The sequence below is a fragment of the Mobilicoccus caccae genome (genome assembly GCF_030161635.1).
GTDB classification, from domain to species: Bacteria; Actinomycetota; Actinomycetes; order Actinomycetales; family Dermatophilaceae; genus Mobilicoccus; species Mobilicoccus caccae.
On the sequence record NZ_BSUO01000001.1, the window covers coordinates 3,482,073 to 3,507,012 of the forward strand.

At 71.4% G+C, this 24,940-nt stretch carries 25 protein-coding genes and 1 pseudogene; 19 read left to right on the forward strand and 7 right to left on the reverse strand.

Annotation, left to right across the window (positions count from 1 at the left end):
* Positions 1 to 138: 138 nt before the first annotated feature.
* The 3 genes from QQK49_RS17075 to QQK49_RS22915 form a co-directional block, all read right to left on the reverse strand.
* Positions 139 to 1,020 (reverse strand): DUF3626 domain-containing protein, encoded by an 882-nt coding sequence (locus tag QQK49_RS17075; protein WP_284304996.1) that lies wholly within the window; start codon positions 1,018 to 1,020, stop codon positions 139 to 141.
* Positions 1,021 to 1,084: 64 nt separating this feature from the next.
* Positions 1,085 to 1,969, reverse strand: a complete 885-nt coding sequence (locus tag QQK49_RS17080; RefSeq protein WP_284304997.1) for an alpha/beta fold hydrolase — start codon at positions 1,967 to 1,969, stop codon at positions 1,085 to 1,087.
* Between the two features lie 65 nt (positions 1,970 to 2,034).
* Positions 2,035 to 2,970, reverse strand: coding sequence for a DinB family protein (locus QQK49_RS22915; RefSeq protein WP_348536223.1), 936 nt, complete (start codon positions 2,968 to 2,970; stop codon positions 2,035 to 2,037).
* A gap of 455 nt (positions 2,971 to 3,425) precedes the next feature.
* Between QQK49_RS22915 and QQK49_RS17090 the strand changes: the two genes are divergently transcribed.
* The 3 genes from QQK49_RS17090 to QQK49_RS17100 all read left to right on the forward strand — a co-directional run bounded on the left by QQK49_RS17090 (position 3,426) and on the right by QQK49_RS17100 (position 6,953).
* Positions 3,426 to 4,391, forward strand: a complete 966-nt coding sequence (locus QQK49_RS17090; RefSeq protein WP_284304998.1) for a helix-turn-helix transcriptional regulator — start codon at positions 3,426 to 3,428, stop codon at positions 4,389 to 4,391.
* A 93-nt stretch (positions 4,392 to 4,484) separates the two neighbouring features.
* Positions 4,485 to 6,254 carry a DNA/RNA non-specific endonuclease gene (locus QQK49_RS17095; protein ID WP_284304999.1) on the forward strand — a complete coding sequence of 590 codons (1,770 nt, stop codon included), beginning with the start codon at positions 4,485 to 4,487 and terminating at the stop codon, positions 6,252 to 6,254.
* Positions 6,255 to 6,503: 249 nt separating this feature from the next.
* Positions 6,504 to 6,953, forward strand: a complete 450-nt coding sequence (locus tag QQK49_RS17100; protein WP_284305000.1) for a hypothetical protein — start codon at positions 6,504 to 6,506, stop codon at positions 6,951 to 6,953.
* Positions 6,954 to 7,079: 126 nt separating this feature from the next.
* Here QQK49_RS17100 and QQK49_RS17105 read toward each other — a convergent pair whose 3' ends face one another.
* Positions 7,080 to 8,066, reverse strand: a complete 987-nt coding sequence (locus QQK49_RS17105; protein WP_284305001.1) for an aldo/keto reductase — start codon at positions 8,064 to 8,066, stop codon at positions 7,080 to 7,082.
* Between the two features lie 122 nt (positions 8,067 to 8,188).
* On the opposite strand from QQK49_RS17105, the gene QQK49_RS17110 reads away from it, so the two are divergent.
* The 9 genes and pseudogenes from QQK49_RS17110 to QQK49_RS17145 all read left to right on the forward strand — a co-directional run bounded on the left by QQK49_RS17110 (position 8,189) and on the right by QQK49_RS17145 (position 15,701).
* The gene (locus QQK49_RS17110; protein WP_284305002.1) at positions 8,189 to 9,658 is read left to right on the forward strand and encodes a GntP family permease; all 1,470 of its coding nucleotides are present in this window, start codon (positions 8,189 to 8,191) and stop codon (positions 9,656 to 9,658) included.
* Positions 9,659 to 9,866: 208 nt separating this feature from the next.
* A complete protein-coding gene (locus tag QQK49_RS17115; protein ID WP_284305003.1) occupies positions 9,867 to 11,816 on the forward strand; it encodes a methyl-accepting chemotaxis protein in 1,950 nt (649 codons plus the stop codon).
* Between the two features lie 133 nt (positions 11,817 to 11,949).
* Positions 11,950 to 12,591, forward strand: a complete 642-nt coding sequence (locus QQK49_RS17120; protein WP_284305004.1) for an IMPACT family protein — start codon at positions 11,950 to 11,952, stop codon at positions 12,589 to 12,591.
* 52 nt (positions 12,592 to 12,643) lie between these two features.
* Positions 12,644 to 13,468, forward strand: a complete 825-nt coding sequence (nadE, locus tag QQK49_RS17125) for an NAD(+) synthase (protein ID WP_284305005.1) — start codon at positions 12,644 to 12,646, stop codon at positions 13,466 to 13,468.
* A 69-nt stretch (positions 13,469 to 13,537) separates the two neighbouring features.
* Positions 13,538 to 13,792 carry a type II toxin-antitoxin system VapB family antitoxin gene (locus QQK49_RS17130; RefSeq protein WP_284305006.1) on the forward strand — a complete coding sequence of 85 codons (255 nt, stop codon included), beginning with the start codon at positions 13,538 to 13,540 and terminating at the stop codon, positions 13,790 to 13,792.
* Positions 13,789 to 13,887, forward strand: a pseudogene (locus QQK49_RS22920) (hypothetical protein); the annotation flags it as partial. The gene QQK49_RS17130 and the pseudogene QQK49_RS22920, both read left to right, overlap by 4 nt.
* Positions 13,888 to 13,964: 77 nt before the next feature.
* The gene (locus tag QQK49_RS22925; protein WP_348536267.1) at positions 13,965 to 14,192 is read left to right on the forward strand and encodes a type II toxin-antitoxin system VapC family toxin; all 228 of its coding nucleotides are present in this window, start codon (positions 13,965 to 13,967) and stop codon (positions 14,190 to 14,192) included.
* 238 nt (positions 14,193 to 14,430) lie between these two features.
* Positions 14,431 to 15,099 carry an enoyl-CoA hydratase/isomerase family protein gene (locus QQK49_RS17140; RefSeq protein WP_284305008.1) on the forward strand — a complete coding sequence of 223 codons (669 nt, stop codon included), beginning with the start codon at positions 14,431 to 14,433 and terminating at the stop codon, positions 15,097 to 15,099.
* 2 nt (positions 15,100 to 15,101) lie between these two features.
* Positions 15,102 to 15,701, forward strand: a complete 600-nt coding sequence (locus QQK49_RS17145; RefSeq protein WP_284305009.1) for a TetR/AcrR family transcriptional regulator — start codon at positions 15,102 to 15,104, stop codon at positions 15,699 to 15,701.
* 95 nt (positions 15,702 to 15,796) lie between these two features.
* Here the strand turns inward: QQK49_RS17145 and QQK49_RS17150 are convergent, their stop codons facing one another.
* Both QQK49_RS17150 and QQK49_RS17155 read right to left on the reverse strand, forming a co-directional pair.
* Entirely contained in the window at positions 15,797 to 16,705 is a 909-nt protein-coding gene (locus tag QQK49_RS17150; protein ID WP_284305010.1) for a GlxA family transcriptional regulator, read from the reverse strand.
* Positions 16,706 to 16,709: 4 nt separating this feature from the next.
* The gene (locus tag QQK49_RS17155; protein ID WP_284305011.1) at positions 16,710 to 17,258 is read right to left on the reverse strand and encodes a cysteine hydrolase family protein; all 549 of its coding nucleotides are present in this window, start codon (positions 17,256 to 17,258) and stop codon (positions 16,710 to 16,712) included.
* 209 nt (positions 17,259 to 17,467) lie between these two features.
* Here QQK49_RS17155 and QQK49_RS17160 point away from each other — a divergent pair, with 209 nt between their 5' ends.
* The 7 genes from QQK49_RS17160 to QQK49_RS17190 all read left to right on the forward strand — a co-directional run bounded on the left by QQK49_RS17160 (position 17,468) and on the right by QQK49_RS17190 (position 24,540).
* Positions 17,468 to 17,878, forward strand: a complete 411-nt coding sequence (locus tag QQK49_RS17160; protein ID WP_284305012.1) for a protein-tyrosine phosphatase family protein — start codon at positions 17,468 to 17,470, stop codon at positions 17,876 to 17,878.
* 745 nt (positions 17,879 to 18,623) lie between these two features.
* On the forward strand, positions 18,624 to 19,679 hold the full coding sequence (locus tag QQK49_RS17165) for an ATP-binding cassette domain-containing protein (RefSeq protein ID WP_284305013.1): 1,056 nt from the start codon (positions 18,624 to 18,626) through the stop codon (positions 19,677 to 19,679).
* Between the two features lie 56 nt (positions 19,680 to 19,735).
* Positions 19,736 to 20,200 carry a hypothetical protein gene (locus QQK49_RS17170; RefSeq protein ID WP_284305014.1) on the forward strand — a complete coding sequence of 155 codons (465 nt, stop codon included), beginning with the start codon at positions 19,736 to 19,738 and terminating at the stop codon, positions 20,198 to 20,200.
* Positions 20,122 to 21,705: an ABC transporter ATP-binding protein gene (locus QQK49_RS17175; protein WP_284305015.1), complete on the forward strand. Its 1,584-nt coding sequence runs from the start codon at positions 20,122 to 20,124 to the stop codon at positions 21,703 to 21,705. Before QQK49_RS17170 ends, QQK49_RS17175 begins: the two co-directional genes overlap by 79 nt.
* Complete coding sequence (locus tag QQK49_RS17180; protein ID WP_284305016.1) at positions 21,705 to 22,700, forward strand: ABC transporter substrate-binding protein; 996 nt, start codon at positions 21,705 to 21,707, stop codon at positions 22,698 to 22,700. The genes QQK49_RS17175 and QQK49_RS17180 overlap by 1 nt, the downstream gene beginning before the upstream one ends.
* Positions 22,697 to 23,743: a FecCD family ABC transporter permease gene (locus tag QQK49_RS17185; protein WP_284305017.1), complete on the forward strand. Its 1,047-nt coding sequence runs from the start codon at positions 22,697 to 22,699 to the stop codon at positions 23,741 to 23,743. Before QQK49_RS17180 ends, QQK49_RS17185 begins: the two co-directional genes overlap by 4 nt.
* Positions 23,740 to 24,540, forward strand: coding sequence for an ABC transporter ATP-binding protein (locus QQK49_RS17190; RefSeq protein WP_284305018.1), 801 nt, complete (start codon positions 23,740 to 23,742; stop codon positions 24,538 to 24,540). Before QQK49_RS17185 ends, QQK49_RS17190 begins: the two co-directional genes overlap by 4 nt.
* 63 nt (positions 24,541 to 24,603) lie before the next feature.
* On the opposite strand, the gene QQK49_RS17195 is transcribed toward QQK49_RS17190, so the two are convergent.
* Positions 24,604 to 24,915: a MoaD/ThiS family protein gene (locus tag QQK49_RS17195; RefSeq protein WP_284305019.1), complete on the reverse strand. Its 312-nt coding sequence runs from the start codon at positions 24,913 to 24,915 to the stop codon at positions 24,604 to 24,606.
* Positions 24,916 to 24,940 lie beyond the last annotated feature (25 nt).

The window sequence follows — 24,940 nt, forward strand, 5'->3', positions numbered from 1 at the left end:
TATTCTACAACGCATGTTCGATATTGACCACCCCCTGTTCAAGCCTGTCGACGCCGTCGAGCACCCGCCCCGGACCTCATGCCTCACGCGTCTCCCGCGCCCCCGGAGACGCAGCCCGGAGACGCAGCCCGGACGGGGTCACCCCTCGCCGTGGCGCGACCCCCCGAAGCGGGCGATGTGGTGCCACACCTTCTTGAGGTCCTGCGGGTCGTGCGCGCCGGCGCGAACCGCCTCGCCCACGATGCGCGCGTCCAGGACTGTGCCACGGGCGATCTCGAGACCGACGCCGACGATCGCCGGTCCGCGGAACGCCGGGTGCCGCTCGAGCTCCTCGATCGACAGCACTCGACCTTCGTGCCACTCGAGGGGGACGTCGAGACGCTCGGCCGCCGTCTGCACCGCCGTGCCGCGGTAGCACGGGTCGAGCACGAGGGCCTCGACGTCCTCGGCGAGGACGACCGCGCCGTGGACCTGGGCCTCGACGTAGTCGTCGAGCATCCCACCGATCTGCCCTTCCATGGCGTCGTCGCGCTCCACGGCGTCGAACACCTCGACCGAGGCGAACAGATCGAACCGCGCGGAGGTGGCGAACTCCGCGGGTTCGAACACCGAATCGGGAAAGCAGAACGTCGTGCGGTCCAGGACGTGCTCGGCCAGGCGCAGGTGCGCCGACCCGAAGCGGATCGCACCGCCCACCGACCGGTGTCGATGGTCAAGGGCCCCGTACTTCGGCCGTTCCACCGGCGGGGCGTCGTCGTACGCACCCCCGAACAACCGTTTCTCCCACAGCCACCGGGCTCCGCCGGCGTGTGCGGTCAGTCCCCCGTTGCTGGTGCCGGTCTCGAACTGGGAGCGGTAGACCCCGTCCCTCGCGAGCGCCTCGACGACGCTCACGCCGTCGACCTCCCGATCGGGGTGGAAGTTGAGGGTCACGCGCAACGACCGACCGAGGGGACCGCCCGCACATCTGCTCTCGACGTGCGCGAGGGCGGCCGCCGCCCACCTGCTGGTCCCGGTCATGAGAGCCATGATGAACGGTGCGCGACTCTGCCGGGAGACGGATCGGGGTGAGGCGGACGCCGACTCAGCCGGCGAGGTGGGCGCGAATCTCCGCGAGCACCTCGGCGGGCGCCTCCTCGGGGATGTAGTGGCCGCAGTCGACCTCGCGGCCCGAGACGGTGGTGGCGAACCGGCCCCACATCTCGAGGGGCTCGAAGAACCGGCCGATGATGCCGTGCCGGCCCCACAGCACGCGCAGCGGCACGTCGGTGCGGTGCCCGGCGGCGAGGTCGGCACGGTCGTGTTCGAGGTCGATCGTCGCGGCCGCGCGATAGTCCTCGCACATGCCGTGCGCGGCACCGGGGCCGGTGAGGGCGGCGACGTAGGCGTCGAGGATCTCGGCGGGGAACGGCACCAGGCCCGCGTGACGCCCGGCCAGGACGGATTCGACGTAGGCCCTCGGATCGCCCTCGAGCAGTTGCTCGGCCATGGGGGCCGGGGTCGTGAGGAAGAACCAGTGCCAGTAGGCGTGCGCGAACGCCCGGTCGGTGTTCTCGTACATGAACAGAGTCGGGGCGATGTCCATGAAGAGCGCAGCCGACACCGCCTCCGGCTCGTCGAGCACCAGCCGGGCTGCGACCCGAGCACCGCGGTCGTGGGCGGCGACGGCGAAGCGCTCGTGCCCCAGGTGGCGCATGATGGCGAGGACGTCGGCGGCCATGACCCGCTTGCTGTAGGCGGCGTGATCCTCCCCTCCGGGCGGACGCCCTGAGGCGCCGTAACCCCGCAGGTCACAGGCCACCACGTCGAACTCCTCGGCGAGGTCGGACGCGACCCGATGCCAGATGAGGTGCGTCTGTGGGTGACCGTGGAGCAGCACCAGCGGCGGCCGCCCTACGGTCCTGCTGGTCCACGCGGCGATCTCGACGCCGCCGGAGTCGACGACGACCTCCTCATAACCCTCGAACATGTCCGCAGGCTAGCCCTGCGCCCGTCGGTCGCGGGAGCAGCTGGGCATGGCCATGTCGTGATGATTCAGGGACGCCGGTGCGCGTAGAGATCCCGCAAGAGCGCGATCTCGGCGCCGTGATGGATGACCTCGCGGTTGATGTGCAGGACGAGTTCGATCATCGGGTGCTCCGCCCAATCGCCTTCGGCCTCCCCCACCGGCTGGGCCAGTGCGTCCTCGTCCAGTCCGCGCACGCCGTCACGCCAGCGGGCGTACACGTCGTCCAACTGCGCCAGGGCGCCTGCGGCGTCACCGGCGTAGTCGAAACTCATGTAGTCACAGGGCGGCCCGCCGAAGTGTGCGGCGACGCGCACGCCGAGGCAGCCGACGATGAGGTGGCCGAGACGCCAGGCGATCGTCGTGACGGGTTCGGGTGTGGGCGGCGGGAACTCGAAGTCGATCGTGAAGTCGCCGCCGCCTCCCTGGATCGCGGCGCCGCCGGTGCCGCGCGGGCGCACGGTCCAGCACCCCGGCACCGGCTCCCAGAAGTACTCCTCGTCGGTGAGCCCCTCGAGTCGGGGCCGTAGCTGCCCGTCCCAGTGGAACTCGAGCTGGTCGAGCAGACGCTGCGTCAGATCCATGCCGGACATCCTTCTCTCTCGCAATCTCTCGTCAACCTGCGCGCCGGAGCGCGATACACGTCCCAGCCAATTGGCCAGACGCTCGGTGGGTCCGGCGTCGGCGGCCGGCTCGACGACGGCGTCGAAGGGGACGCCGTTCGCCATGCCGCGCGGCTCGGCCGGCAGTGTGGCGCGGGCCGCGGCGAGGCCGGCTTCGGCGATCTCCGCCGGCGCCTCGGCCGGCAGTCCTGCCGCGGTGGCGAGATCCCAGCCGTGGGCCAGCACCTCCATCAGATAGATCGCCGCGACGACTCGGCCCGGAAGCGTCGGCCCCCACCCCAGGGCGATGTCGGCGCTCAGGGTGTCCTCCGTCCAGGCCTCGCGGGCCTCGGCCGACCGCAATCGGAGGAAATCGGCCCGCTCGGAGGCGGAGACGGCGCATCCACGCGTTCGGCGGCGATCCGCTCGTAGAGGGCCTCGTAGTCCTCGTGCGTGCTGACCACGCCGGCATAGGGGTCGGCGTGGTCGCGACCGAAGCCGGTGATCTTCTCGTAGACCGTGCCGATGTGCCCCAGCAGCCGTCGCACGTCGAACTCGGCACAGGGGTGGCCTGACGCAGGGTCGAGTCGTCGACCTGGGCCACCAGGCCTGCACACCACTCCTGCGCGGCGAACAGCTGCGGCCGCAGATCGTCGCCGGGCGAGGTCGAGGCGGGGTTCGTCGACGTCGGATCACTCGTGCGGGTCGTGTCGGTCATGTCGGGTCTCCGATCAGGTGATGCAGGTCGATCCGGACGATCCGAACGCTAGACCCCGATGGGTGACACCTTGTGTCACCTTTCAGAGGACACTCGACACATGCGTGCGGATCGTCTGCTCGACCTCGTCGCCCTGCTCCGTCGCCATGAACGGATCACGGCCGCGGACCTCGCCGAACGCCTCGGGGTCTCGCGGCGCACGATCCTGCGCGACATCGACGCCCTCTCCTTGTCGGGCGTGCCCGTGTTCGCCGAGCACGGCCGCGGTGGCGGGTTCTCCATCCTGCCCGGCTACCGGCCGGAGACCGCCGGCCTCACCGCCGCGGAATCGGCCGCGTTGTTCCTCCCCGGGGGTCAGATCGCCGCCGACGCCATCGGCCGCGGGGCGGAGTTCCGTTCGGCGCGCAGAAAATTCGAGGCCGTCCTCGACGACGACGCGGCGCGGGGCGTCGGCGACGTGGCCAGTTGGCTCCTCGTGGTGCCCGAGGGCTGGGGCACCGCCGCCGACACCCCTGCCGCCGTCCCCCACCTCGCCGCGGCCGCCGCACGTCGCGAGGTCATCGACATCGCCTACCGCGCACGAGGACAGGGCGAACGCCTCCGCCGGGTCAGGCCCGTCGGCGTCGTCCTCGCCGCCCGTACCTGGCATCTCGTCGCCGAGAAGGACGACACCGGCGAACAGCGCACTTACCGGGCCGACCGCGTCGGGTCGGTGCGCCCCACCGGACAGCACTTCACCCCCGCGACCCCTCTCGCGCAGGCGTGGGAACGTGCCCGCGAGTCCTACTCGACCGCGAGCGGCGTCACCGTCCGGCTCGTCACCGACGAGGCCTGCCTCCCGACCGTCAGGTACGTCGTCTCCCTCGCCGGGCGCGTCTGTCACGTCTCCGAACTCGGCGACGGGACGCTGGCCGTGACGGGCGTGGTCGAACGGCTTCCCCTGGCCGCCGCGATCTTCGCGGGACTGGCGCACCTGGCCGAGATCACCGACCCGCCGGAACTCCGCGACGCGGTCGCCGAGATCTCCCGCCGCAACCTGGCCCGCTACGCGCCTGACGCCCACTGATCACGTCGATCGGCCGAAGAACCCCCGCGCCGATCCACGATCGTTCACCGCTTCGTCACCCACGGGCCGCGCGGGAGCGGGAGGCTGACGGGCATGTCGCCGAAGAACCCTGACGGGACGAAGGATTCACGAACCGACGCGCTGCGGCGGTTCGTCCGCGCCCACGCCGACGCCTACCTGGCCGACCCCAACATCACCTCCGTCGGCGTGGGGTACAAGGAGGTCGACGGCACGAGGACCGACACGGTCGCGATCCAGTTCACCGTGGTCGAGAAGCTGGACGAGGCCGACCTCGCGCTCGTCGGGTCGACCCCGGTTCCGGAGACCATCGAGATCGACCAGCAGACCGTCCCGACCGACGTCGTCGAGCGCACCTTCCGTCCCGCCTACGTGGTCGTGCCCGAGGCCGCCTCCGACACCCGGCGCCGGCGGATCGACCCCGGCACGCCCTACGCCCTCTCCAACTGGCACGTCCTGCACGGTCCACGCGGACGCATCGGTGACGCGGTGCTGCAACCCGGTCCGCACGACGACAACCGGGTCGACCGCAACCGGCTCGGGACGCTGGTCCGGTCACATCTCGGCGCCGCCGGGGACTGCGCGATCGCCACGATCGAGGACCGCCGGTTCGAGCCCGACATCCTCGACCTCGACGTCGTGCCGACCGAGATCGGCGAGCCCGAACTCGGCGACAAGGTGATCAAGAGCGGCCGCACCACCGGTGTCACGCACGGCGTCGTCACCCGACTCGACGTCATGGTGCGCCTCGACTACGGCGAGGGCGTCGGCGAGCAGAACATCGGCGGGGTCGAGATCGGCCCCGACCCCAACCGTCCCGCGCCGGACGGGCAGATCAGCGACGGCGGCGACTCCGGCTCGGTGTGGCTGTTCAGGGCCGGCAACGGACGCACGAGCACCGTGCTCGCCGGACTCAACTTCGCCGGCGAATCACCCGGCGGACGCGATCACGCCATCGCCAACCTGCCGTCCTCGGTGACGACCAAGCTCGACGTGACGCTCTCGCCCACCCGAGGCGCCCAGGCGGCCGGCCACGCCGCGGCGGCGCGCGGCTACGACCCGGCGTTCCTGCGCGCCGAGGTCCCGACGCCCGACCTGGGCGACCTCGCGGGCGACGCCGTCGAGGTCGACGGCTCGACCGTCATCCCCTACACCCATTTCTCGCTGACGATGAGCGCGTCGCGACGGTTCGCCCGCTGGGTGGCGTGGAACGTCGACGGCGACTCCCTCAAGAAGCTGAGCAGGTCGGGCACGAAGTTCCGCCTCGACCCCCGGATCGCGAAGAAGCACCAGGTCGGGGACGAGTTGTACGCCGACAATCCCATCGACCGCGGGCACATCGCGCGCCGCGCCGACCTCACCTGGGGTCCGGCGCCCGAGGCGGAGAAGGCCAACAGCGACTCCTTCTTCTTCACCAACATCGCCCCGCAGATGGACGACTTCAACCAGGGCGCGCGCGGCGGCGTGTGGGGGCGACTGGAGGACGCGGTCTACGCCGAGGTCGAGGTCGACCGGCACCGGATCAGCGTCATGGCCGGGCCGATCCTCGCCGAGGACGACCGCGAGTACCGAGGCGTGCGGATCCCCCGGGAGTTCTGGAAGGTCATCGCGTTCGTCGAGGCCGACGAGCTCAAGGCCCGGGCCTTCCTGCTGACCCAACGGCTCGACCGACTCCAGGCGTTCGAGCTCGGCGAGTTCCGCACCTACCAGGTCACGCTCGAGCTCCTGGCCGACCGCAGCGGCCTGGTGTTCCCCGAGACTCTCACCGACGCGGAGACCTCGCAGGTGGCGCAGGCCGTGGCCCAGCCGCGCATGCTGCAGCGCACGACCGACATCGTGTGGTGAGGCCCGGCCCGTGTTGACACCGAGGTCTCCAGCTGCAACCTCGTGCGTCACGCGACCGACTCCTGATGGCCGCGGTCGAGGGCCCTCAGTGGCGCATCCACCGCGGGCCGGATGGGTGGAACTTCGTTAGTGTTCACCAGGACAGGCCGTCTCGAAGAGCGCATCGGCCGGGTCGCCCCGGTCTCCGACACGCTACGGAACACCCGCCTCGATGAGACGGTGACACCGCTAGGACACAGGAGTCTGCTGATGAAAGCCTCGACCATCGCCCCGATCCTGCTCATCACCGCCGTCGGCCTGGCCGGCTGCTCCGGAGAGGAACAGACCGCGCCGGACACCGCACCCAGCACTCCGGCCACGTCCACGCAGACGTCCGCGTCCACCCCCACCGAGACCGCCACGATGACGGAGACCGAGACGGCGACCGCCACTGCGACCGACGGCGCGACCGACGCCGAGACCACCGCCGGTAGTGGCGCGAACACCGGCGGTTTCGACATCAACAGTGCGAGTGAGGACGAGATCGCTTCCCGCCTCGAACAGGCCGGTGTCCCCGATGCGAACACGTGGGCCACGCGCATCAAGGAGAACGGCCCCTACACGGCCGACAACGCCACGAGCAAGCTGCGGGAACTCGCCCAGAAGTACCCCCTGGACATCAACACCCTCAATGAGATTCGTCGCGCGCTCGGATTCTGATCCTCGCTTCTGCCGGCTGGGCCCGGAGCGGCTGTCACCGAGCAGCGGTTGCGTGACCTCGACGGACACCGTGGGGTGAGACCGAGACGGTGATAGGTCCGGCTCGCGCAGCCGGGCCGACTCTCGTCAGGGGCGGCGTTCGCGGGCGGTGGCGAAGGAGTCGTAGCGCTCGCCGGAGCCGGGCGGCACGGCCTCGTCCAGGGCGACGAGGTCGTCGGCACTCGGATCCCACGCCACGGCCTCGGCGTTGGTCGCCACCTGCTCCGCCCGGGAGACACCCGCGATGACCGAACTGACCGCCGGCTGGGCTGCCAGTCCGCCGATCGCCACGTGCAGCAAGGGGACTCCGCGGTCGTCGGCGTAACTCTGCAGCGCCTCGACGATGTCCCAGTTCGCGTCACGCAGACGCCGGCCCTGCGCCTGGAGACGGCTGCCCTCGGGCGCGTCCTCGCCGCGGCGGTACTTGCCGGTGAGCAGGCCGTAGGCCAGCGGGAAGTACGGCAGGATCCCGACCCCGAGGTGCTCGCAAGCCGGCGCGAGATCGGCCTCGGCCGCACGGTTGTACAGCGAGTACTCGTTCTGCGCCGAGATGAACGCCTCGGTGCCGAGCGAGCCCGCGAGCCAGTGCGCGTCGACGACCTCCCACGCCCGCAGGTTGGAGCAGCCGACGTAGCGCACCTTGCCCTCGCGCACGAGGTCGTCGAGCGTGCTCAGCGTCTCCTCCATCGGCGTCACCCGGTCGGGGGTGTGCAGTTGGTAGAGGTCGATGTGGTCGGTGTCCAGGCGGCGCAGGCTGCCCTCGACCGCGCGGCGGATGTAGCGCCGCGAGCCCCGCCGACCGAAGTCCGGGCCGTACAGACCGTCGAGGTCCATCCCGAACTTCGTGGCGATGACCACGTCGTCGCGGCGACCACGCAGTGCCCGCCCGAGCAGCGCCTCGCTCTCACCGCGCGAATACGAGTCGGCGGTGTCGAAGAGCGTGACTCCGCACTCGATGGCGGCGTCGACGATCCGGACGACCTCCTCGGCGTCGGTGCGCGCGCCGAAGGCGTTGCATCCGATGCCCAGCGTCGAGACGGCCAGTCCACTGTCACCCAGGGTCCTGTACTCCATGTCCCGACCCTATGCGCAAGCCCCGATCAAGTCTTCGTCGCGAGTCGGCCCCACCGGACCCGCCGAGGAGGAGACTGTGGCCTTCCGCATCATGAATCCACCGGCCTGACAACGAGGTAGCCGTGATCGCTGTCCACACGGCGATCGCCATCCTGGCGATCGTCCTGCTCATCATCAAGTTCAAGATCGACCCGATCATCTCCCTGGTCATCGGGTGTCTGTACCTCGGACTCGCCGGCGGCATCGGCTTCGCGGCCACGGTCGAGGCCATCACCGCCGGCTTCGGCGACATCATGGCCAAGATCGGCCTGCTCATCGGATTCGGTGTGCTCATCGGCTCGTTGCTGCACACGACCGGCACCTTCGACCGGCTCGTGGGCGTGCTGCTGCGGGTGCTCGGCCCCAAGCGGATCCCCTACGGGCTCACCGTCGCCCTCTCGACCATCTTCCCCTCGATCTACGTCGACGTGCAGGTCGTCCTCGGCGCGCCCGTGGCCCGTCAGGCCGCCCCGCACCTGGGCAAGAACGGCCTCGCCCTGATGGCGGGCGCGCTCGGCACCGGCATCTTCTGCGGCTACGTGTTCGTCGTGCCCGGCCTCGCCGCCGTCTCCATCGCCGGCCTGCTGCAGATCCCGCTCGGGACCTACCTCATCTACGGCATCGTCTTCGGCCCGCTCACCGCCGTCCTCACCACGTTCGTCTTCAGCCTCATGCTGCGCGGCGGCTACTGGAACGCCGAGAAGGACGTGGAGGTCGACGAGCTCGACGCTCTCGCAGCCACCACCGACACCTCGGTCGACTCCGACACGACCCGCGCCGCGCACTCCGCCGGCACCGATCACGCCATGCATGGCGCCGACGACACCGGCCGTAGTGCAAGCACCACCGAGGTCGACACGACGACCGCCTCCCCCGCCACGACGGCAGGGCGCCGCATCCCGCCGCTCGGGGTCGCCCTGTTGCCGATCCTCGTGCCGCTGGTGCTCATCGCGTTCGGCGCGTTCATGGGGCTGGCGGGTGTCGAGAACGAAGCGATCGACTTCTTCGGCGACGCCAACGTGGCGATGTTCATCGGACTGCTCCTCGCGTTCTTCCTCGCGCGCCGCACCGTCGACCGCGAGCGCACCGACGAGGCGTTCGGCGCGGGCCTGCACACGGCCGGCGAGATCCTCCTGGTCACCGGCATCGGCGGTTCGCTCGGCGCGGTCATCAAGGCGACCGGACTGGCCGACGTCCTCGGCGGACTCTTCAGCGCCGAGGCCGGCGCGCCGATCATCCTCAGCGTGCTGCTCGCCTGGTTCATCGCCGCGGTGCTGCACCTGGCCATCGGGTCGGTGTCGGTGGCGGCGATCACCGCGGCCGGCATCATCGCCCCGATCCTCGGCTCGATCGGGGTGGCCCCGATCGCCATCGGACTCGCCATCGCGTCGGGCTCACTGTTCGCCCTCCAGGTCAACAGCAACTTCTTCTGGATGTACAAGGCCCTCCTCGGGCTGACCACCCAGGGCAGCCTCAAGACGATGACGATGGTCACCTCGATCGCCTCGCTGGTCTCGCTCCCGTTCGTCATCGCGGTGGCGTTCCTCGCCTGATCTCCGGCGCGGATCGCCCGCTCTCCGTTTCCCACTCACGTTTCGTCGCCGAAAACGGACATCTTTCCGAAATTGAGGGTTGACCTCGGGCTCGACGACCCTTCCGACCTGCACATGTGTCCTCCGACACAACCCCGTATCGCTTTGCACCGGGACATTCCGGCCGAAGGGGAAGAGCAACCACCCCTGCCCGTCGAGAGGCCCGACCATGTCCGTTTCTCTGCCCCGTGCACTCAGCTCGATCCGGGCACGCCTGCTGCTGCTGGCGCTGCTCCCCTCGCTGGCCGTGTTCGTTCTCGCGGGGATCATGACCGTGGAGCAGTGGAACACCCGGTCGGAGCGCTCGACCCTCGTCGGACTCGTGCAGTCCTCCTCGGAGATGTCCGGTCTGGCGCACAACCTCCAGGCCGAACGCGGCGCCACGAACACCTACGTCGCCACCAAGGGGGCGCAGCTCGCCGACCGGATTCCGACGCTGCGCAAGGCGACCGACGAGTCGTTGGCGAGCGTCGAGGCGGCCCTGGCCGATAGCGGCCTGTCCGACGAGGCCGCCGCTCCGCTCCAGAAGGCCCTGGCCGAGACGCGCGGCATCGCCACGATCCGCCAGGAGGCCGACGCGTTCTCGCGCCCGCCGGCGGAGTTCGTCGCCGAGTACACGCGGGTCATCGAGGGCGTGCTCGACACGTTCGGGCCGATCGGGCAGGCCACCTCCGACGCCGAGACCGCCCGCGAGGTCACCGCGCTCGCGCAGATCTCCCACGCCAAGGAGAAGGCCGGCCTGCAGCGGGCTCAGATGACGGCCGTCTTCGCCGCCGACAAGTTCGGAGACGGTCAGCGGGACCGCATCGTCAACCTCGTCGCTCAGCGCGAGGCGTTCCTGCACGCGTTCTCCGTGAGCGCCGGGCAGAACGGCATCGATCAGCTCACGGCGATGCAGGGCTCCGACATCGCCAAGCAGGTCGACTCCATGACGACGGAGGCCCTGGGCAAGACCTCCGGCTTCGGTCAGGACCCCGACGCGTGGTTCTCGACCGCGACGGAGTACCTCGACGGCCTGCGGGGCATCGAGCAGCGGGGATACGAACGTCTCGCCGCGGAGGCCGACTCGATGTTCGGCACCGTGCAGCGCGAGTTCCTCCTGACCGTCGCGCTGGTGCTGCTGACGATGGCCCTCACGGTGGGCCTCGGCATCTGGACCGTCCGGTCGATCACGGGCTCGCTGGCCTCGATCGAGACCACCCTGCACGAGCTGCGCGACGGCCACCTCGACGTGCGCGCCGAGATCGTCGGCGACGACGAGATCTCCGCGATGGGGCGCTCGCTCAACACCGCGCTCGACGCGCTGGAGTCCGCGATGGGGCGGATCACCGACGCCGCCAAGCGGCTTCGCGGGTCGGCCACCGACCTGTCCGGTGTCGCCTCCGGCCTGCTGACCACCGCCGGCGAGAGCTCGACCGAGGCCAGCGAGGCGTCGACCTCCGCGGGGCACGTGTCGGCCGACATCGCGTCGCTGGCGCACTCCGGTGAGCAGCTGCGTGAGGCGATCGGCGAGATCTCCCGCTCGGCGGCGCAGGCACAACAGGTCGTGTCGGGAGCCGTCGGCCAGGCCGACCGCGCCGCCGCCACCCTGACCGAGCTCGGCGCGTCCAGCGTCCGCATCGGCGAGGTGCTGAAGACGGTGTCGGACATCTCCGAACAGACCAACCTGCTGGCGCTCAACGCGACGATCGAGGCGGCCCGCGCCGGTGAGGCGGGCAAGGGCTTCGCCGTGGTCGCCAGCGAGGTCAAGGAGCTCGCCCAGGCGACGACGAACGCCACCGAGGACATCGCGGGTCGGATCTCGCGCCTGCGCTCCGACACCGAGGCCGCGTCGGTCAGCATCAGCGAGGTCAGCTCGACCATCGCCGAGATCAACGAGATCCAGACCGCGATCGCTGCAGCCGTGGAGGAGCAGTCGGCCACGACACAGGAGATGACCGCCCACATCGAGCAGGCCGCGGGCAACTCCCGCAACATCGCCTCCCGCGTCACCCGCGTGGCCGACGCGGCCGGACGCACGGATGCGTCCGCGACGACCACAGGAGCTTCGGCGGAGAGCATGTCGGAGCTGTCGCACGAGCTCGACGCCATCGTCGGGGAGTTCCGGGTTCGCACCTGAGCGGGGTGACCCGTGGTTTCGGCGACGCGTCCGTGGGCGCGCGGGTGCGGGGGTGCGGGGATCCGTGGGTCTGAGGGTCTGCGACTCGGCGGGCGTCGGTGGCAGGCGCCGTCCCCCGTGTGAGGATGAGCCGATGAGCGTGTGGTTGCCGCAGGGGTATCGCGAGGTCAGCGAACTCGAGGTGAAGCGGTCCCGGTTCCTCACGACCGTGGCGCGGGTCGAGGACGAGGCGGGTGCCCGCGAGGTCGTCGCCGAGGTGCGCCGGACCTGGCCCGACGCCCGTCACCACTGCACCGCGTTCATCGTCGAGATGCCCGGCGCGCAGCCGGTCGAACGGTCCTCCGACGACGGCGAGCCCTCGGGCACGGCCGGCCGGCCGATGCTCGACGTCCTGCGCGGCGCGGGACTCGCGCAGGTGGTGGCGGTGGTCACGCGCTACTTCGGGGGCGTCAAACTCGGCACCGGCGGTCTGGTGCGGGCGTATTCGGACGCCGTGTCCCTGGCGATCGACGGCGCCCCGCGGGTGCGGCCGGTGGTCTCCTCGGTGTCCGAGGTGACGTTCTCCTACGCCGACGCCGCCCGCGCGCAGGACGCCTTCGCCGCGCACGGCCTGAGGGTCCTCGACAGCGAGTACGGCGAGGCGGTCACCCTCCGGGTCGCCGGTGACGGGGAGCTCCTGCGCGGGCTGGCCGCCGAGATCGTCCGTGAGGACGTGGCGATCGAGCCCCGCGGTGAACACCTGGTCGAGGAACCCGAGCCTCCGGCATCGGCCTGACGCGCCGGTGGCCGACGCGCACGTGGTCGGCCGCGCGGGCCAGAATGGGCGAATGCGAGCACGACAGAAGACGATCATCGACGAACTCGGGGTCCGGCCGGAGATCGACCCAGCAGGCGAGGTCGAGCGCCGCGTGCAGTTCCTCGCCGACTACCTGAGCGCCACGGGCGCGCGCGGGTACGTCCTCGGCATCTCCGGCGGCCTCGACTCGACGCTGGCCGGGCGGCTGGCGCAGACCGCGGTGGAGCGCCTGCGGGAGAGCGGCGGTGAGGCCGTCTTCGTCGCGGTCCGGCTGCCGTACAACGTGCAGCACGACGAGGAGGACGCTGCAGCCGCAGTGGAGTTCGTCGCCGCTGACGAGACGTTGACGTACAACGTCGCTCCGGGCGTGGACGGCTTCGAGGAGGAGTACCGGCGCACGGTGGGGGTGCCGATGACCGACTTCACCAAGGGCAACACGAAGGCCCGCCTGCGCATGGTCGCGCAGTACGCCGTGGCTGGTGACCGGGGGCTGCTGGTGATCGGCACCGACCACGCCGCCGAGAGCGTCACCGGGTTCTTCACCAAGTTCGGCGACGGCGCCGCCGACATCCTGCCGCTGTCCGGCCTGAACAAGCGTCAGAACCGGCAGCTCCTGCAGCATCTGGGTGCGTCGGAGCGGCTGTGGGCCAAGACCCCCACCGCCGACCTGCTGGACGAGAACGCCGGCCGCGCCGACGAGGACGAACTCGGCCTGACCTACGAACACATCGACGACTTCCTCGAAGGTCGTGAGGTGCCGGACGAGGTCGCCGAGAAGATCGAGGACCGCTGGTGGCGCACCCGCCACAAGCGCACGACGCCGGTGATGATCGACGAGACCTGGTGGCGGGCCTGACGACCCACGCTCACACCGGGTGTCGCTCATCCCTGTCAGGGAAGAATCCTCCTTGATATTCTTCCTTTCGTGTCCCTGAACATCAAGGACGCCGAGACCGACCGTCTCGCCCGCGAGCTGTCCCGCATCTCCGGGGAGTCGCTCACGGTGGCGACGCGCATCGCCATCGAAGAACGCCTCGAGAGGATCCGCCACGCCCGACGGCGAAGCACCAGGCGCGACGACATCCTGGGGATCATCGAGACCGGGCGGGCCGAGCGCGACCTCGATCCGCGCAGCGACGAACAGATCCTCGGCTACGACGAGCACGGCCTCCCGACATGACCGTCGTCCTCGACACCTCGGCACTGCGGGCCATCATCTTCGGGGAGGACGACGCGGAGGCCATCATGGACGACCTCCTGGCGCGCGACGACGAACTCCTCGTGAGCGCGGCCACCATGGTCGAGGCTTCCATCGTGGTGACCGCCCGACGGGGGACGACGCGTGCCGGCGCCTGGACTCGCTCGTCGATCACCTCGGAGCCACAACGCATCCCGTCGATGCAGCCCAAGCCGCTCGAGCCGCCCGCGCCTGGCGACGGTTCGGCAAGGGTCGTCATCCCGCCGGACTGAACTACGGCGACTGCTTCTCCTACGCCCTGGCGAAAGAGACGGACGCCGCCCTGGCGTACAAGGGAGAGAACTTCGCGCAGACGGATATCCGTTCGGCCTTCGACGAGTGAATCCCCCGCCCTTGTCGAGCCGCTGACAGCGGGAGCAGGTCGGAGTCTTGCTCAGAGGCCGGCGCACGTCGACGTCTCGCGCGCTCGGTGGCTGCGGGGTGCTTCGACGAGTGAGTCGTCGTCCGCCGGTGCCCCGAGGCAGCACCGGGCATGTTTTTAGAGATGCTCTCTGTTATGGTCCTCGGACCTGGGTACGGCCTGGTCAGGCAGCGCCCGATCCACTTCTGAGGAGCAACGCATGCCGACGATCTCCCCCGACGGACCCATCTGGACGCTGGACCTCGGCGCCGACGAGAACCGCTTCTCACTCGAGTGGCTCGAGCTCGTCGACTCCGCACTCGATGAGCTCGAGGCATCCGCAGAGCCGGCGGTGCTGGTCACGTCCGGGACGGGCAAGTTCTACTCGAACGGCTTGGATCTGGATTGGCTCGTGCAGAACTTCGACCAGCACGCGGCCTACGTGGCCAAGGTCCAGACGCTGCTCGCGCGTGTCCTGACCCTTCCCGTCCCGACCGTCGCCGCCATCAACGGCCATGCCTTCGGCGCCGGGGCGATGCTGGCCCTGGCCCACGACTACCGGGTGATGCGTGACGACCGGGGCTACTTCTGCTTTCCCGAGATCGACATCCAGATCCCGTTCACCGCCGGCATGACCGCTCTCATCACGAGCAAGCTCTCTCCCCGTGCGGCCTTCGACGTGATGGCCACCGGACGCCGCTTCAGTGGCGTGGACGCCGCAGCGGCCGGTGTGGTCGAGCGCGCAGTCTCCCTGGATGAACTCCCTGACGTCGCAACCGGTCTGGTGAGCGACCTCGCAGGTAAGGACCGAACCACCCTCGGCACCATCAAGTCACGGATGTACGCGGAGGCCGTCGACGCACTCCGCAGGCCGGCCCAGGAGTCCTGAGGATGGGTCGTCCGCGCCGCTATGACCTCGACGTCCTTCACGATCACGCCCGGCGGCTGTGGATCGACATGGGGATCGACGACGTCACCATGCGAGCGCTGAGCACCGAATCGGGCGCCTCGAACGGCGCCGTGTACCACGCGTTCGGATCGCGCAGCGGGCTCCTCGCCCGGGTGTGGAGCACGGAGGCACAGAAGTTCCTCACCTTTCAGCGAAGCCGGGTGGTGGGTGCGCTGAGAGACGGCGATCCCGTGTCTGCGCTGGTCACCGCCGCACTGACGCCTGCGTCCTACGCACTGGAGGATGCGGACGGGGCTCGGCTTCTGCTCAGCACGAACGCAGACCGGCTCATGACCCCCGAACTCGATGCCGAGGCAGAGGGACGACTCCGTCGCCTGCAGCGGGACCTCGGTGCGCTTCTCATCGACCTGGCCGAGGCGATGTGGGGTCGGCGAGACCGGGCCGCCGTGACCGCCGTGCAGTATTGCGTCGTCGATCTACCGGCGGCGCTGCTCCTGAAGAACGCGGACATCACCGACCCCTGGCCCGGCACGTGCTCGAACACGCGGTCAGAGGAATCGCCTCGGCGCCACCGCCCGTGAACGGCCGGGCGTCCGGCCGCAACGCATCATGATCGCCCGCATCCCACGCTGACAGGGAAGGTGAGGTTCGAACGTCACGCTCCGGATTCCGCTCGTCAGTCGGCGACGGTGCCACGGCGCGCGCGCGGGGATCGGGCGTCGGCGTATCCGACGGCGGTGGCTGCGGCGTGGCGGGTCCACCCCTGGGTCTGCAGGTGGCGGGCGCGTTCACGGCGCACTGCCGTCGAATAGGCCTGGGGCGTCAGGCCGGTGGCGGCGACGAAGTGGCGTGCGAGGGTGCGTCCGCTGACGCCGAGTCGCCGGGCCAGCGCGTCGAGGGTGTGCGGGGGCTCGGCGGGGTCGTCGAGGACGTCCTGGGCGCGGTGGGCGAGGTCGCTGAGGTGATCGCGGTGGGTGAGCATGACGGACGCCTGCGGCGCCGCTCCCGCCCGCCACGCGGGGACGACGAGGGTGCGGGCGACCCGCGCCGCCAGGGCCGGGCCGTGGTCGTGGGCCACGAGGTGTAGTGCCAGATCGATACCGCTCGCGATGCCCGCGGAGGTGTGCAGGCGGTCCTCGCAGGTGTAGAGGACGTCGCGCATGACCGAGACGTCGCGCGACGTGGCGAGCTCGTCGATCAGGTCGTGGTGGGTGGTTGCACTGTGACCTGCGAGGACGCCGGTCCGAGCGAGAGCCAGCGCGCCGGCGCAGATGCTCGCGACGTGGCCGCCGGCGTCCCAGTGCTCGCGGATCCGGGTCAGCAGGGCGGGGGCGAATCCCGCCGCCGTCTGCGTCTTCCAGCCGGGGACGAGGACGAGGTCGGCCGGGGTGAGGTCCGGCCAGTCGGTGGGGGCGGCGAAGGCGAGTCCCTGATGGCTCTGCACGCGCCCGGCGGCGCCCACGTAGCCGACCTCGTATCGTCCACCGACCTCGGAAGCGTTGACGAACACCTGGGCCGGGCCCGCCACATCCATGAGGTGCGCCGCGTCGGGTAGCACGATCAGGACACGGCGGGTGAGGGTCATGCGATCAGACTCCCACGACCTCGTCGACGGAGACGATCGTGGCGAACCTGCCCGACAGTGCAGCGGCGGTGCGGGCGATCACCTCCTCGGCGTCCAGAACTCCGGACCCGTCGGGCAGGGGCAACGGGTGCGTGGCGGTGATGTCGATGACGACCTCGACGTCGTGACCCAGGTCGCACGCGACCCGCGCCGTGGTCTCGACGCACTGCTCGGTGCGGATGCCGGCGAGACGCAGACGCCGGACTCCGCCGGCCGTGAGGTGCTGGGCGAGGTTCGTCGTGGTGAAGGCGTTGTGGCTGGTCTTGGTGACGGTGATGTCCTCGCTGCGCGGCGTCAGACCGGGCTGCAGTCCGACGAGACCGTTGTCGGGGTCAAAGGGGCCACCCGTGCCGGGAGAGGCGTGAAGCACCCAGACGACGAGCTCCTCCCGGGCGCGAGCAGCCTCGACCAGGCGCTTGACCCGGGCGACGATGTCGGGCGCCGAGATGTCCGACCACGATGACTGCTGCCGGAACGACTCCTGGACGTCGATGACGACTAACGCGGTATCCATGACTCCAGCGTCATGGAGGCGAGGCGCGGGGGCCAGGGGTGCGTACGACGCGAAGCGGAACGATCAGGTCATGCAGAGACAGCGCGGGGCGAGCTTCCCCTCCCCGGACTTCACCCCCGAAACACCGACTTCACACCCGATAGTTTCGGGTGTGAAGTCGGTGTTCTGGGAGTGAGGTCCGCACCTCACCTCCGGGTGACACTTGGGCCATGGAGTGGGAGCTGTCGACACCCGGGGTCGTGGAGTTGCCCGGCGGACGACGCGTGCGAGGTCGGCGCGTGCGCGCCACACCGGCGGTCGCGGCCGACCGGACCCTGTTCCTGACCCTCCGCCGGCCGCGCGGGTCCGACGACGGAGCCTGGATCTGCTGGCCCGACTTCGCGCTGCCGATCGACCGCTCCGCCGCCACTCGAGAGATCCGCCGGGCCTGGGACCTCAGCGCCGACCACCGCGTCGAGGTCGCCTGCGGCGGTGGTGTCGGACGCACCGGCACGGCCCTGGCCGCGATGGCGATGCTCGACGGACTCGAACCGGACGCGGCCATCGCCTGGATCCGCGCCCACTATCATCCTCGGGCCGTCGAGACTCCTTGGCAGAGAAGCTGGCTGCGGAGCTGGTGAGGAGAGGGATCGGTGGCGGGAGACGAACTGCACGGTGATCCCGGCATCGAGAACCACCTGCGCTCGGCGGGGTTGGACATCCCCGACGGGTGACGCCGGGACGCCGGGGCATCTGCGGGCGCATCGCCACCGCCGACCGCCACACCCGAGCTGAAACCGCTGGGGGTCCGGGCGGTCTCGGCATCGGGCGCCGCGAGGCGTGCGGCGGCGTCGGGGAGGAGGTCCCCGGGGCGCACGGCAGGGCCCCGTTCGTGATAAGAATGATTCCTATTATGCTCTGGTTTCCCCGCGCTGTGACCCTCGTGAGACCGCATCTGCCCGCCTGGACCGCCGTACTCGTGCTGCGCATCGCGGGAACGCTCCTGGGCCTCCTCGCCGCCGCCTCACTCGGCATGGCGCTGGCCGGCGGTACACCACGGCCCTGGCTCATCGCGGCCGCCTCGGCCGTCCTCCTCCGGGTCCCCGTGACGATCCTCGGCGGTACCGCGGCCGGCCACCTCGACCGGCACGTGGCCGCCGAGGTGCGGTCCTCCGCGATCCGGCATCTGTGGCGCCTCGGCCCGCACGCCGCCCCCGGGCACCGCGTCGGCCACCTCCTCGTCACCTTCGTCGATTCCGTCGACGCCGCCACGGCCTACCTCAGCCGGTACCTCGTCCAGCTCGCGACCCTCCTCCTCGTCGTCCCCCTCACCCTGCTCGCCGTCGCGACCGTCGACGTGGCCGCCGCCGTCGTCGCCGCGGGGGGATGGCCGGCTGCCTCCTCGCACAGCGCGTCTGGAAGCGCCTCACCGGCGACCGCGGCCGGGAGGTCTGGGAGGCCCAGCGCCGCTACGCGGCCGACCTCGCCGACGCGCTCGAGGGCATGGCCACCCTCATCGACGCCGGCGCGGCCGAGGCCATGCGGCGGCGTCTCCTCGCCGCGGCCGACGGCATCCGGGCGGCGACGACCCGCCACCTGCGCGTCTCCCTCGCCTCGTACCTCCTCACGACGCTGGCGGCCGGTGTCGCGAGCGCCGGGGCCGTCGCCCTGCTCGCGGGTGCGGCACGGCCGGCAGCGGGCATCGTCGCCGCGTTCGTCGTGCTGGAGACGTTTCGCGCCTTCACCGACCTGCGCAATCTCTGGCACGAGGTGTTCTACGGGGTCATGGCGTTGCGCGGCGTCTTCGCCCTCCTCGACCGGAGTCCGGTGGCTCAGGACCGGCCCGGCACGAGCACGGACTCCGGTGAGATCGGCGCCGCGCCGCAGATCAGGTGCGAGGGCGTCCGGTACGGGTACGCGCCCGAATCGGGCGAGGGCGGATCGCTCGCGCTGGACGGAATCGACCTCGACATCCCGGCCGGGGTGACGACGGCGCTCGTCGGGGCCTCGGGCTCCGGCAAGTCGACGCTCGCGCGTCTGCTGCAGCGCCACGACGACCGCTACGAGGGTCGCATCCTCCTCGACGGCGTCGAGCTGCGCGACCTCCCGCTCGCCGCGGTCCGGTCCGCCGTCGGCGTCGTCGACCAGGACGTCTTCCTCTTCGACGAGTCGGTCGCCGCGAACATCACCCTCGGACGCCCCGGCGCGAGGCGGGAGGAGCTGGAGCGGGTCGTGGCCGCCGCCTGCCTCGACGACGTCGTGGCCGAGCTGCCCGCGGGCCTCGACACGGGCGTCGGACGTCGCGGCGGGCGGCTCTCCGGCGGCCAGCGGCAACGGGTCGCCACGGCGCGGGCCCTGCTGCGCGACGCCCCCTGCTCATCCTCGACGAGACCACCTCCAGCCTCGACGGGCTGCGCGAGGCCCGGGTCGCCGCTTCGCTGACCGAGCTCCGGCGCGGACGGACGACCCTCGTCATCGCGCACCGTCCGGCCACCGTGATGCGGGCCGATCACGTCGTCGTCCTCGGGAACGGGCGGGCGCAGGCGTGCGGCACCCCGGCAGCGCTGCGCGCGAGCGGCGACCTCGCGGTCGTCCTCGGCGAGGAGGCTTCAGCACCCGACCTCCCCCTCGACCCGGCATGCGTCCCGTCGGCAGAGGTCTCCCCCGGCGGGGCCGGCCGACGTCTGCCCCGCCTGCCCGCGCGCACGCTCGGCGGCATGGCGCCGGGGCTGCGCGGCATGGCACCGTCCATGCAGGGCCACCTGCGGTCGTTCACGCTGGCCGCCGCCTCGGGTGTCGTGGACCAGGTGTGCGAGGTCGCGGCCGCCACCCTCGCGTTCGTGCTCCTCGCGCGGGCGGCGGCCGGACTCCCCCATCGGGAGTGGTGCTCGCCGGCCTCGTCGTGGTCCTCGTGCTGCGGGCCGTGTCGGCCTGGGCGGAGAACCACCTCTCGCACGTGCTGAGCTTCGAGGTCTCCCACGACCTGCGGGACCGCCTCGTCCGCGCGTTCGCCCACCTGCTCCCGCACGGTCTCGGTCGGCGATCCGTGCCGCAGCTCACGCAGATCGCCCTCGGCGACTGCGAGAAGGTCGAGGTGTTCTACGCCCACACGGCGATCTACCTCGTCTCGGCGATCGTCACCCCCGCCGTGCTCCTCGCCGGCCTCGCCACCGTCCAGCCGGTGGCCGCCGTCGTGGTGCTTGCGTGCCTCGTCCTCGGGGCGGCCCTGCCTGCGCTGACCCGGGTGGCGGGTGCTCGCGCAGCCGAGTCGGCGTCCGACGCGACGGGAATGCTCCGCGACACGGTCGAATCGGCGGTGGCGGGTGTCCGCGAGATCGTCTCCCTCGGTCTCGAACCGGTCGTTCTCGCCGACCTGGCCGCCGCCGAGGACGCCCACCAGCGCGGACGTCACCGCCGGCTACGGATCTCCGCGCTCGAAGAGTCGCTCACCACGGCGCTCGTCACCGCGACCCCGCTCGCCATGGCCGGCGTCCTCACCGCCCACGGCACGGATGCGGCGCTCACCCTCGTCCTCACGGGCGTGGCCACCGCGGTCATGGTGCCCGTCGAGGTGCTCCTGCGCGTCACCCGGCACACCGGTGACACCCGCGCCGCGGCGCGGCGCATCGGCACCGTGCTCACGACCCCCGACCCCGTCGACCGCAGCGGCCGGCTGCCCATGCCCACGGCGAACGACATCGAGGTCGACGGCGTGAGCTTCTCCTGGGCCGGAGCGCCCGCCCCCACCCTCACCGACGTGCGTGCCTCCTTCCCCGCCGGAACGACGACGGCCGTCGTCGGCGCGTCCGGGGCGGGCAAGTCGACCCTCGTCGCGGTCCTCGCCCGTCACGTGCGTCCAGAACGCGGCACCGTCACCCTCGGCGGCATCCCGATCGAGCGGATCGACCCCGACGCCTACGACCTCGTCACCATCGGCCAGGACGTGCGCCTCTTCCACGACACCGTCCGCGCCAACCTCACCCTCGGGGCCGAAGACGCCCCCACCGACGACCGCCTGTGGGAGGTGCTGCGTCACGCCCGGGTCGACGACGTCGTGCGCCGTCTCGACGGCGGGTTCGACGCCGTCGTCGGCGAACGCGGCGGACGGCTCTCCGGCGGGGAGCGGCAGCGTCTGGCCCTCGCGCGGGCGCTGCTCGCCGACGCCTCCGTCATCGTCCTCGACGAGGCGGTCAGCCAGGTCGACACCGCGGGCGAGGCCGCCCTTCATGCCGCCCTGCGCCGGCTCGGCCCGCGCACCGTCGTCATGGTCGCCCACCGGTTGTCGACGATCCTGTCCGCCGACCGCGTCGTCGTCATGGACCACGGACGCGTCGTCGACCAGGGCGTCCACGACGACCTCATGTCCGGATGCCCGGAGTACCGGGCACTCGTCGAGCCGCAGCTCGCGGCGATCACACCGGTGACGGCCGACATCCCGGCCCCGCCTACCCAGAGGAGAAAAACCTGATGAAGAGGACCAGCGTCCACGTCATGGCCGCCTTGGCCGTCACCGTCTCGGCGGCCGCCTGCGCCGCCCCATCCGTTCCGCCCGACGGCAGCGCCGCCGCGACCGGACCCGCCGCGGCGGGGACCGCATTCCCCACCACGGTGACGAACTGCGGTCGCACCGTGACGATCCCGTCGCGCCCGAGCAAGGTCGTCGCCTTCGACGGCGCCGCCGAGACCGTCTTCGCGCTCGGTGCCGCCGAGCAGCTCTCCGGCTACTTCGGCGCCGACCCCAAGGCCCTCCCTGCCGACCTCGCCGCCCAGGCCGGCACGACCACCCGGATCGGGAGCACCTTCCCCGCGCCCACCCTCGAGGCGGTGACCAAGGACAAGCCCGACCTCATCCTCATGTACGGCGAGAACGAGAAGGGCGGACTCACCGGGGAGCGGCTCGACCAGCTCGGCATCCCCCACCTGCAGCTCTCCGAGGCCTGCCGCGACAAGCCCGACGCCACCGTCGAGGGCTACCTCGGCGACGTCCAGACCATCGCCGACGCGCTCGGTCGCGGCGAGGACGGGCGCCGACTCGTCGCGCAGTGGCGACAGCGGCTCGCCGAGCTCCCCGCGCCGAGCGACCCCCGCCCGAGCGTCATGGTGAGCGGCAACGTCGATCCCAAGTCCCCGTTCGCCTCGGGCCGCGGCAGCTTCGTCCAGGACCAGCTCACCAAGGCCGGCGCCCGCAACGTGTACGAGGACGTCGCCAAGGGCTACCTCTCCCCCTCGTGGGAGGACGTCGCCACGCGCAACCCCGACATCATCGTCGACGGCTCCGGCGGCATGGAGAAGAGTCGCGACGCCCTCCTCGCGCACCTGCGCGCCAATCCCGCCCTGGCCCAGATGACGGCGGTCGAGAAGAGCCGCGTCATCGCGGTCCCGTTCTCGCAGAACGTGCCCGGACCGCAGGCCATCGACGGCATCGTCGCCATCGGCAAGGCCGTCGCCGAGGCCCGCGGGTGATCGTCCGGTCGCCCGGCGCACGGCGTCACCTCCACCCCGGCGTCGTCGCGCCGGTCGCGCTGGCGTTGCTCGTCGCCGGCCTCGTCGTGTCGGGGATGATCGGCCCGTCACCGACAGCGGCGGGCGACGTCCTGGACATCGCCTACCGACGCGCGCACGGTGTGGAGTACGTCTCGCCGGGCGACCGGCTCGTCTCCGAGATCCGGCTTCCCCGTGGGGTTCTCGCGGCAGTCGTCGGAGTGGCCCTCGGCGTCGTCGGCTGCGTGCTGCAGGCCGTGGTTCGCAACCCGCTCGCCGACCCGGGGATCCTCGGCGGCACCTCGGGCGCCTCGCTCGGCGCGGTGCTCGCCATCGTGCTCGGGGCCGTCGGCCCCGTCGCCGGTCTCGGCGTGCCGGCCGGGGCATTCATCGGCGCTGCGGGCGGGTTCGGTCTGTCGATGATGCTCGCCGCGCGCCCGACGGGGCTCTCCCCGCTGCGGCTCGTCCTTGCCGGGATGGCCGTGAGCTTTCTCCTCTCGGCTCTCGCCAACGTCGTCGTCATGCGCGCCGGGGACGACCGCAAGATGCGCTCGGCCGTCTTCTGGCAGATGGGGTCCGTGGCGGATGCGACGTGGCACACCCTCCTGCTGCCGCTGGTGCTCCTCGTGCCGGGCACCGTCTGGCTCATGGTGCGGGCGCGGCGGCTCGACGCGCTCGCCTTCGGGGACGACACGGCGATGGCGCTCGGCATGTCGCCGTCGCAGCTGCGGCTCGAACTCCTCGTCATCGCCGCGCTGTTGACGGGTGTGTGCGTGGCGGTCGCGGGCGGAGTCGGGTTCGTCGCCCTCGTCGTGCCGCACGCGGTGCGGATCGTCGTGGGCCCGATCCACCGGCGTCTGCTCCCGTGCGTGGCCGTGGCGGGCGCTGCCTTTCTCACCTGGGCGGACGTCGCCGCGCGCGTCGTCGCCCCACCCGCCGACGTCCCCCTCGGCGTCGTCACGGCACTCGTCGGGGCGCCGGTGTTCGCGGCCCTGCTGCGGACCGGCATGAACGGAGGCGAATGATGACCACACCGTGCCGCGCGCCCGAGGCGACGTCCTCGGGCCGGTTGCGCCTGGCCGATGTCGACGTGTCGATCGGTCGCACGGTCATCGTCCACGGCGCCGACCTCGAGGCGCGTCCGGGCGAGGTGACCGTGCTCGTCGGGCCGAACGGCAGCGGCAAGTCGACGCTCCTGCGCAGCATCTTCCGTGCGTGCCGGGCGGAGGGTGTCATGACGCTCGACGACCTCGACCTCACGCGTCTCGGGCGCCGTGACCTGGCGCGGCGTCTCACCGCTCTCACTCAGGAGCAGATGCCCGCCGCCGGCCCCACGGTTCGGGAGGTCGTCGGCCTGGGACGGATGGTGCACCTCGGGGACTTCTCGCGTCCAGGCGCGCGCGACCGCGAGATCGTCGAGGAGAGCATGCGCGCCACCGAGGTCGATCACCTCGCGGACCGGGACTGCGCATCGCTCTCCGGCGGCGAGCGTCAGCGCACGCATGTGGCGCGGGCCCTGGCCCAGCGCACCGGGGTCGTCGTCATGGACGAGCCGACCAACCACCTCGACATCCACCACCAGGTGCGACTCCTGGAACTGCTGCGGGCGTCGGCGGAGGACGGGCACACGGTGCTCGTCGCCCTCCACGACCTCACCCTCGCCGCGGTCTGGGCCGACCACGTCGTCATGATGCGGGCCGGACGCGTGCTGCGCCACGGCCCGCCGCGGGAGGTACTCACCCCCGAGCACGTCCGCGACTGCTTCGGCGTGAACACCACCTGGGTCCACGTGGCCGGACGGGACCGGCTCGTCGTCGTGTGAGGCCGGTCCCGACGTCGGCCTCGCCGAAACGCCCTCGGCGAGGAATACGTCCCGTCTCTGGGCTCACCCGCCTGCGACGGCGCTCATGACCCGGATCTCATCGCCTGGAGAGACCGCCGTGGCGAGACCGCCGGACCTGCGCACGTTCGTGCCGCCGACGAACAGTTGGACGAACGGCATCGGCTCCCCGGCCGGGGTGGCGATCGCGTCGCGGAACCCGGGGTGATGCCGGTCGACAGCGAGCAGCGCCGTCTCGAGCGTGGCGCCCTCGGCCGTCACCTCCTCCGGGACGGCGAGGGTGACACGGCCCACGCCGGCGGTGAGACGGCGCAGCGGCGTGGGGACGACGACGTGGACGGGCTTCTCGGACGACATGGGGTCTCCTCGGGGGGACGGGATC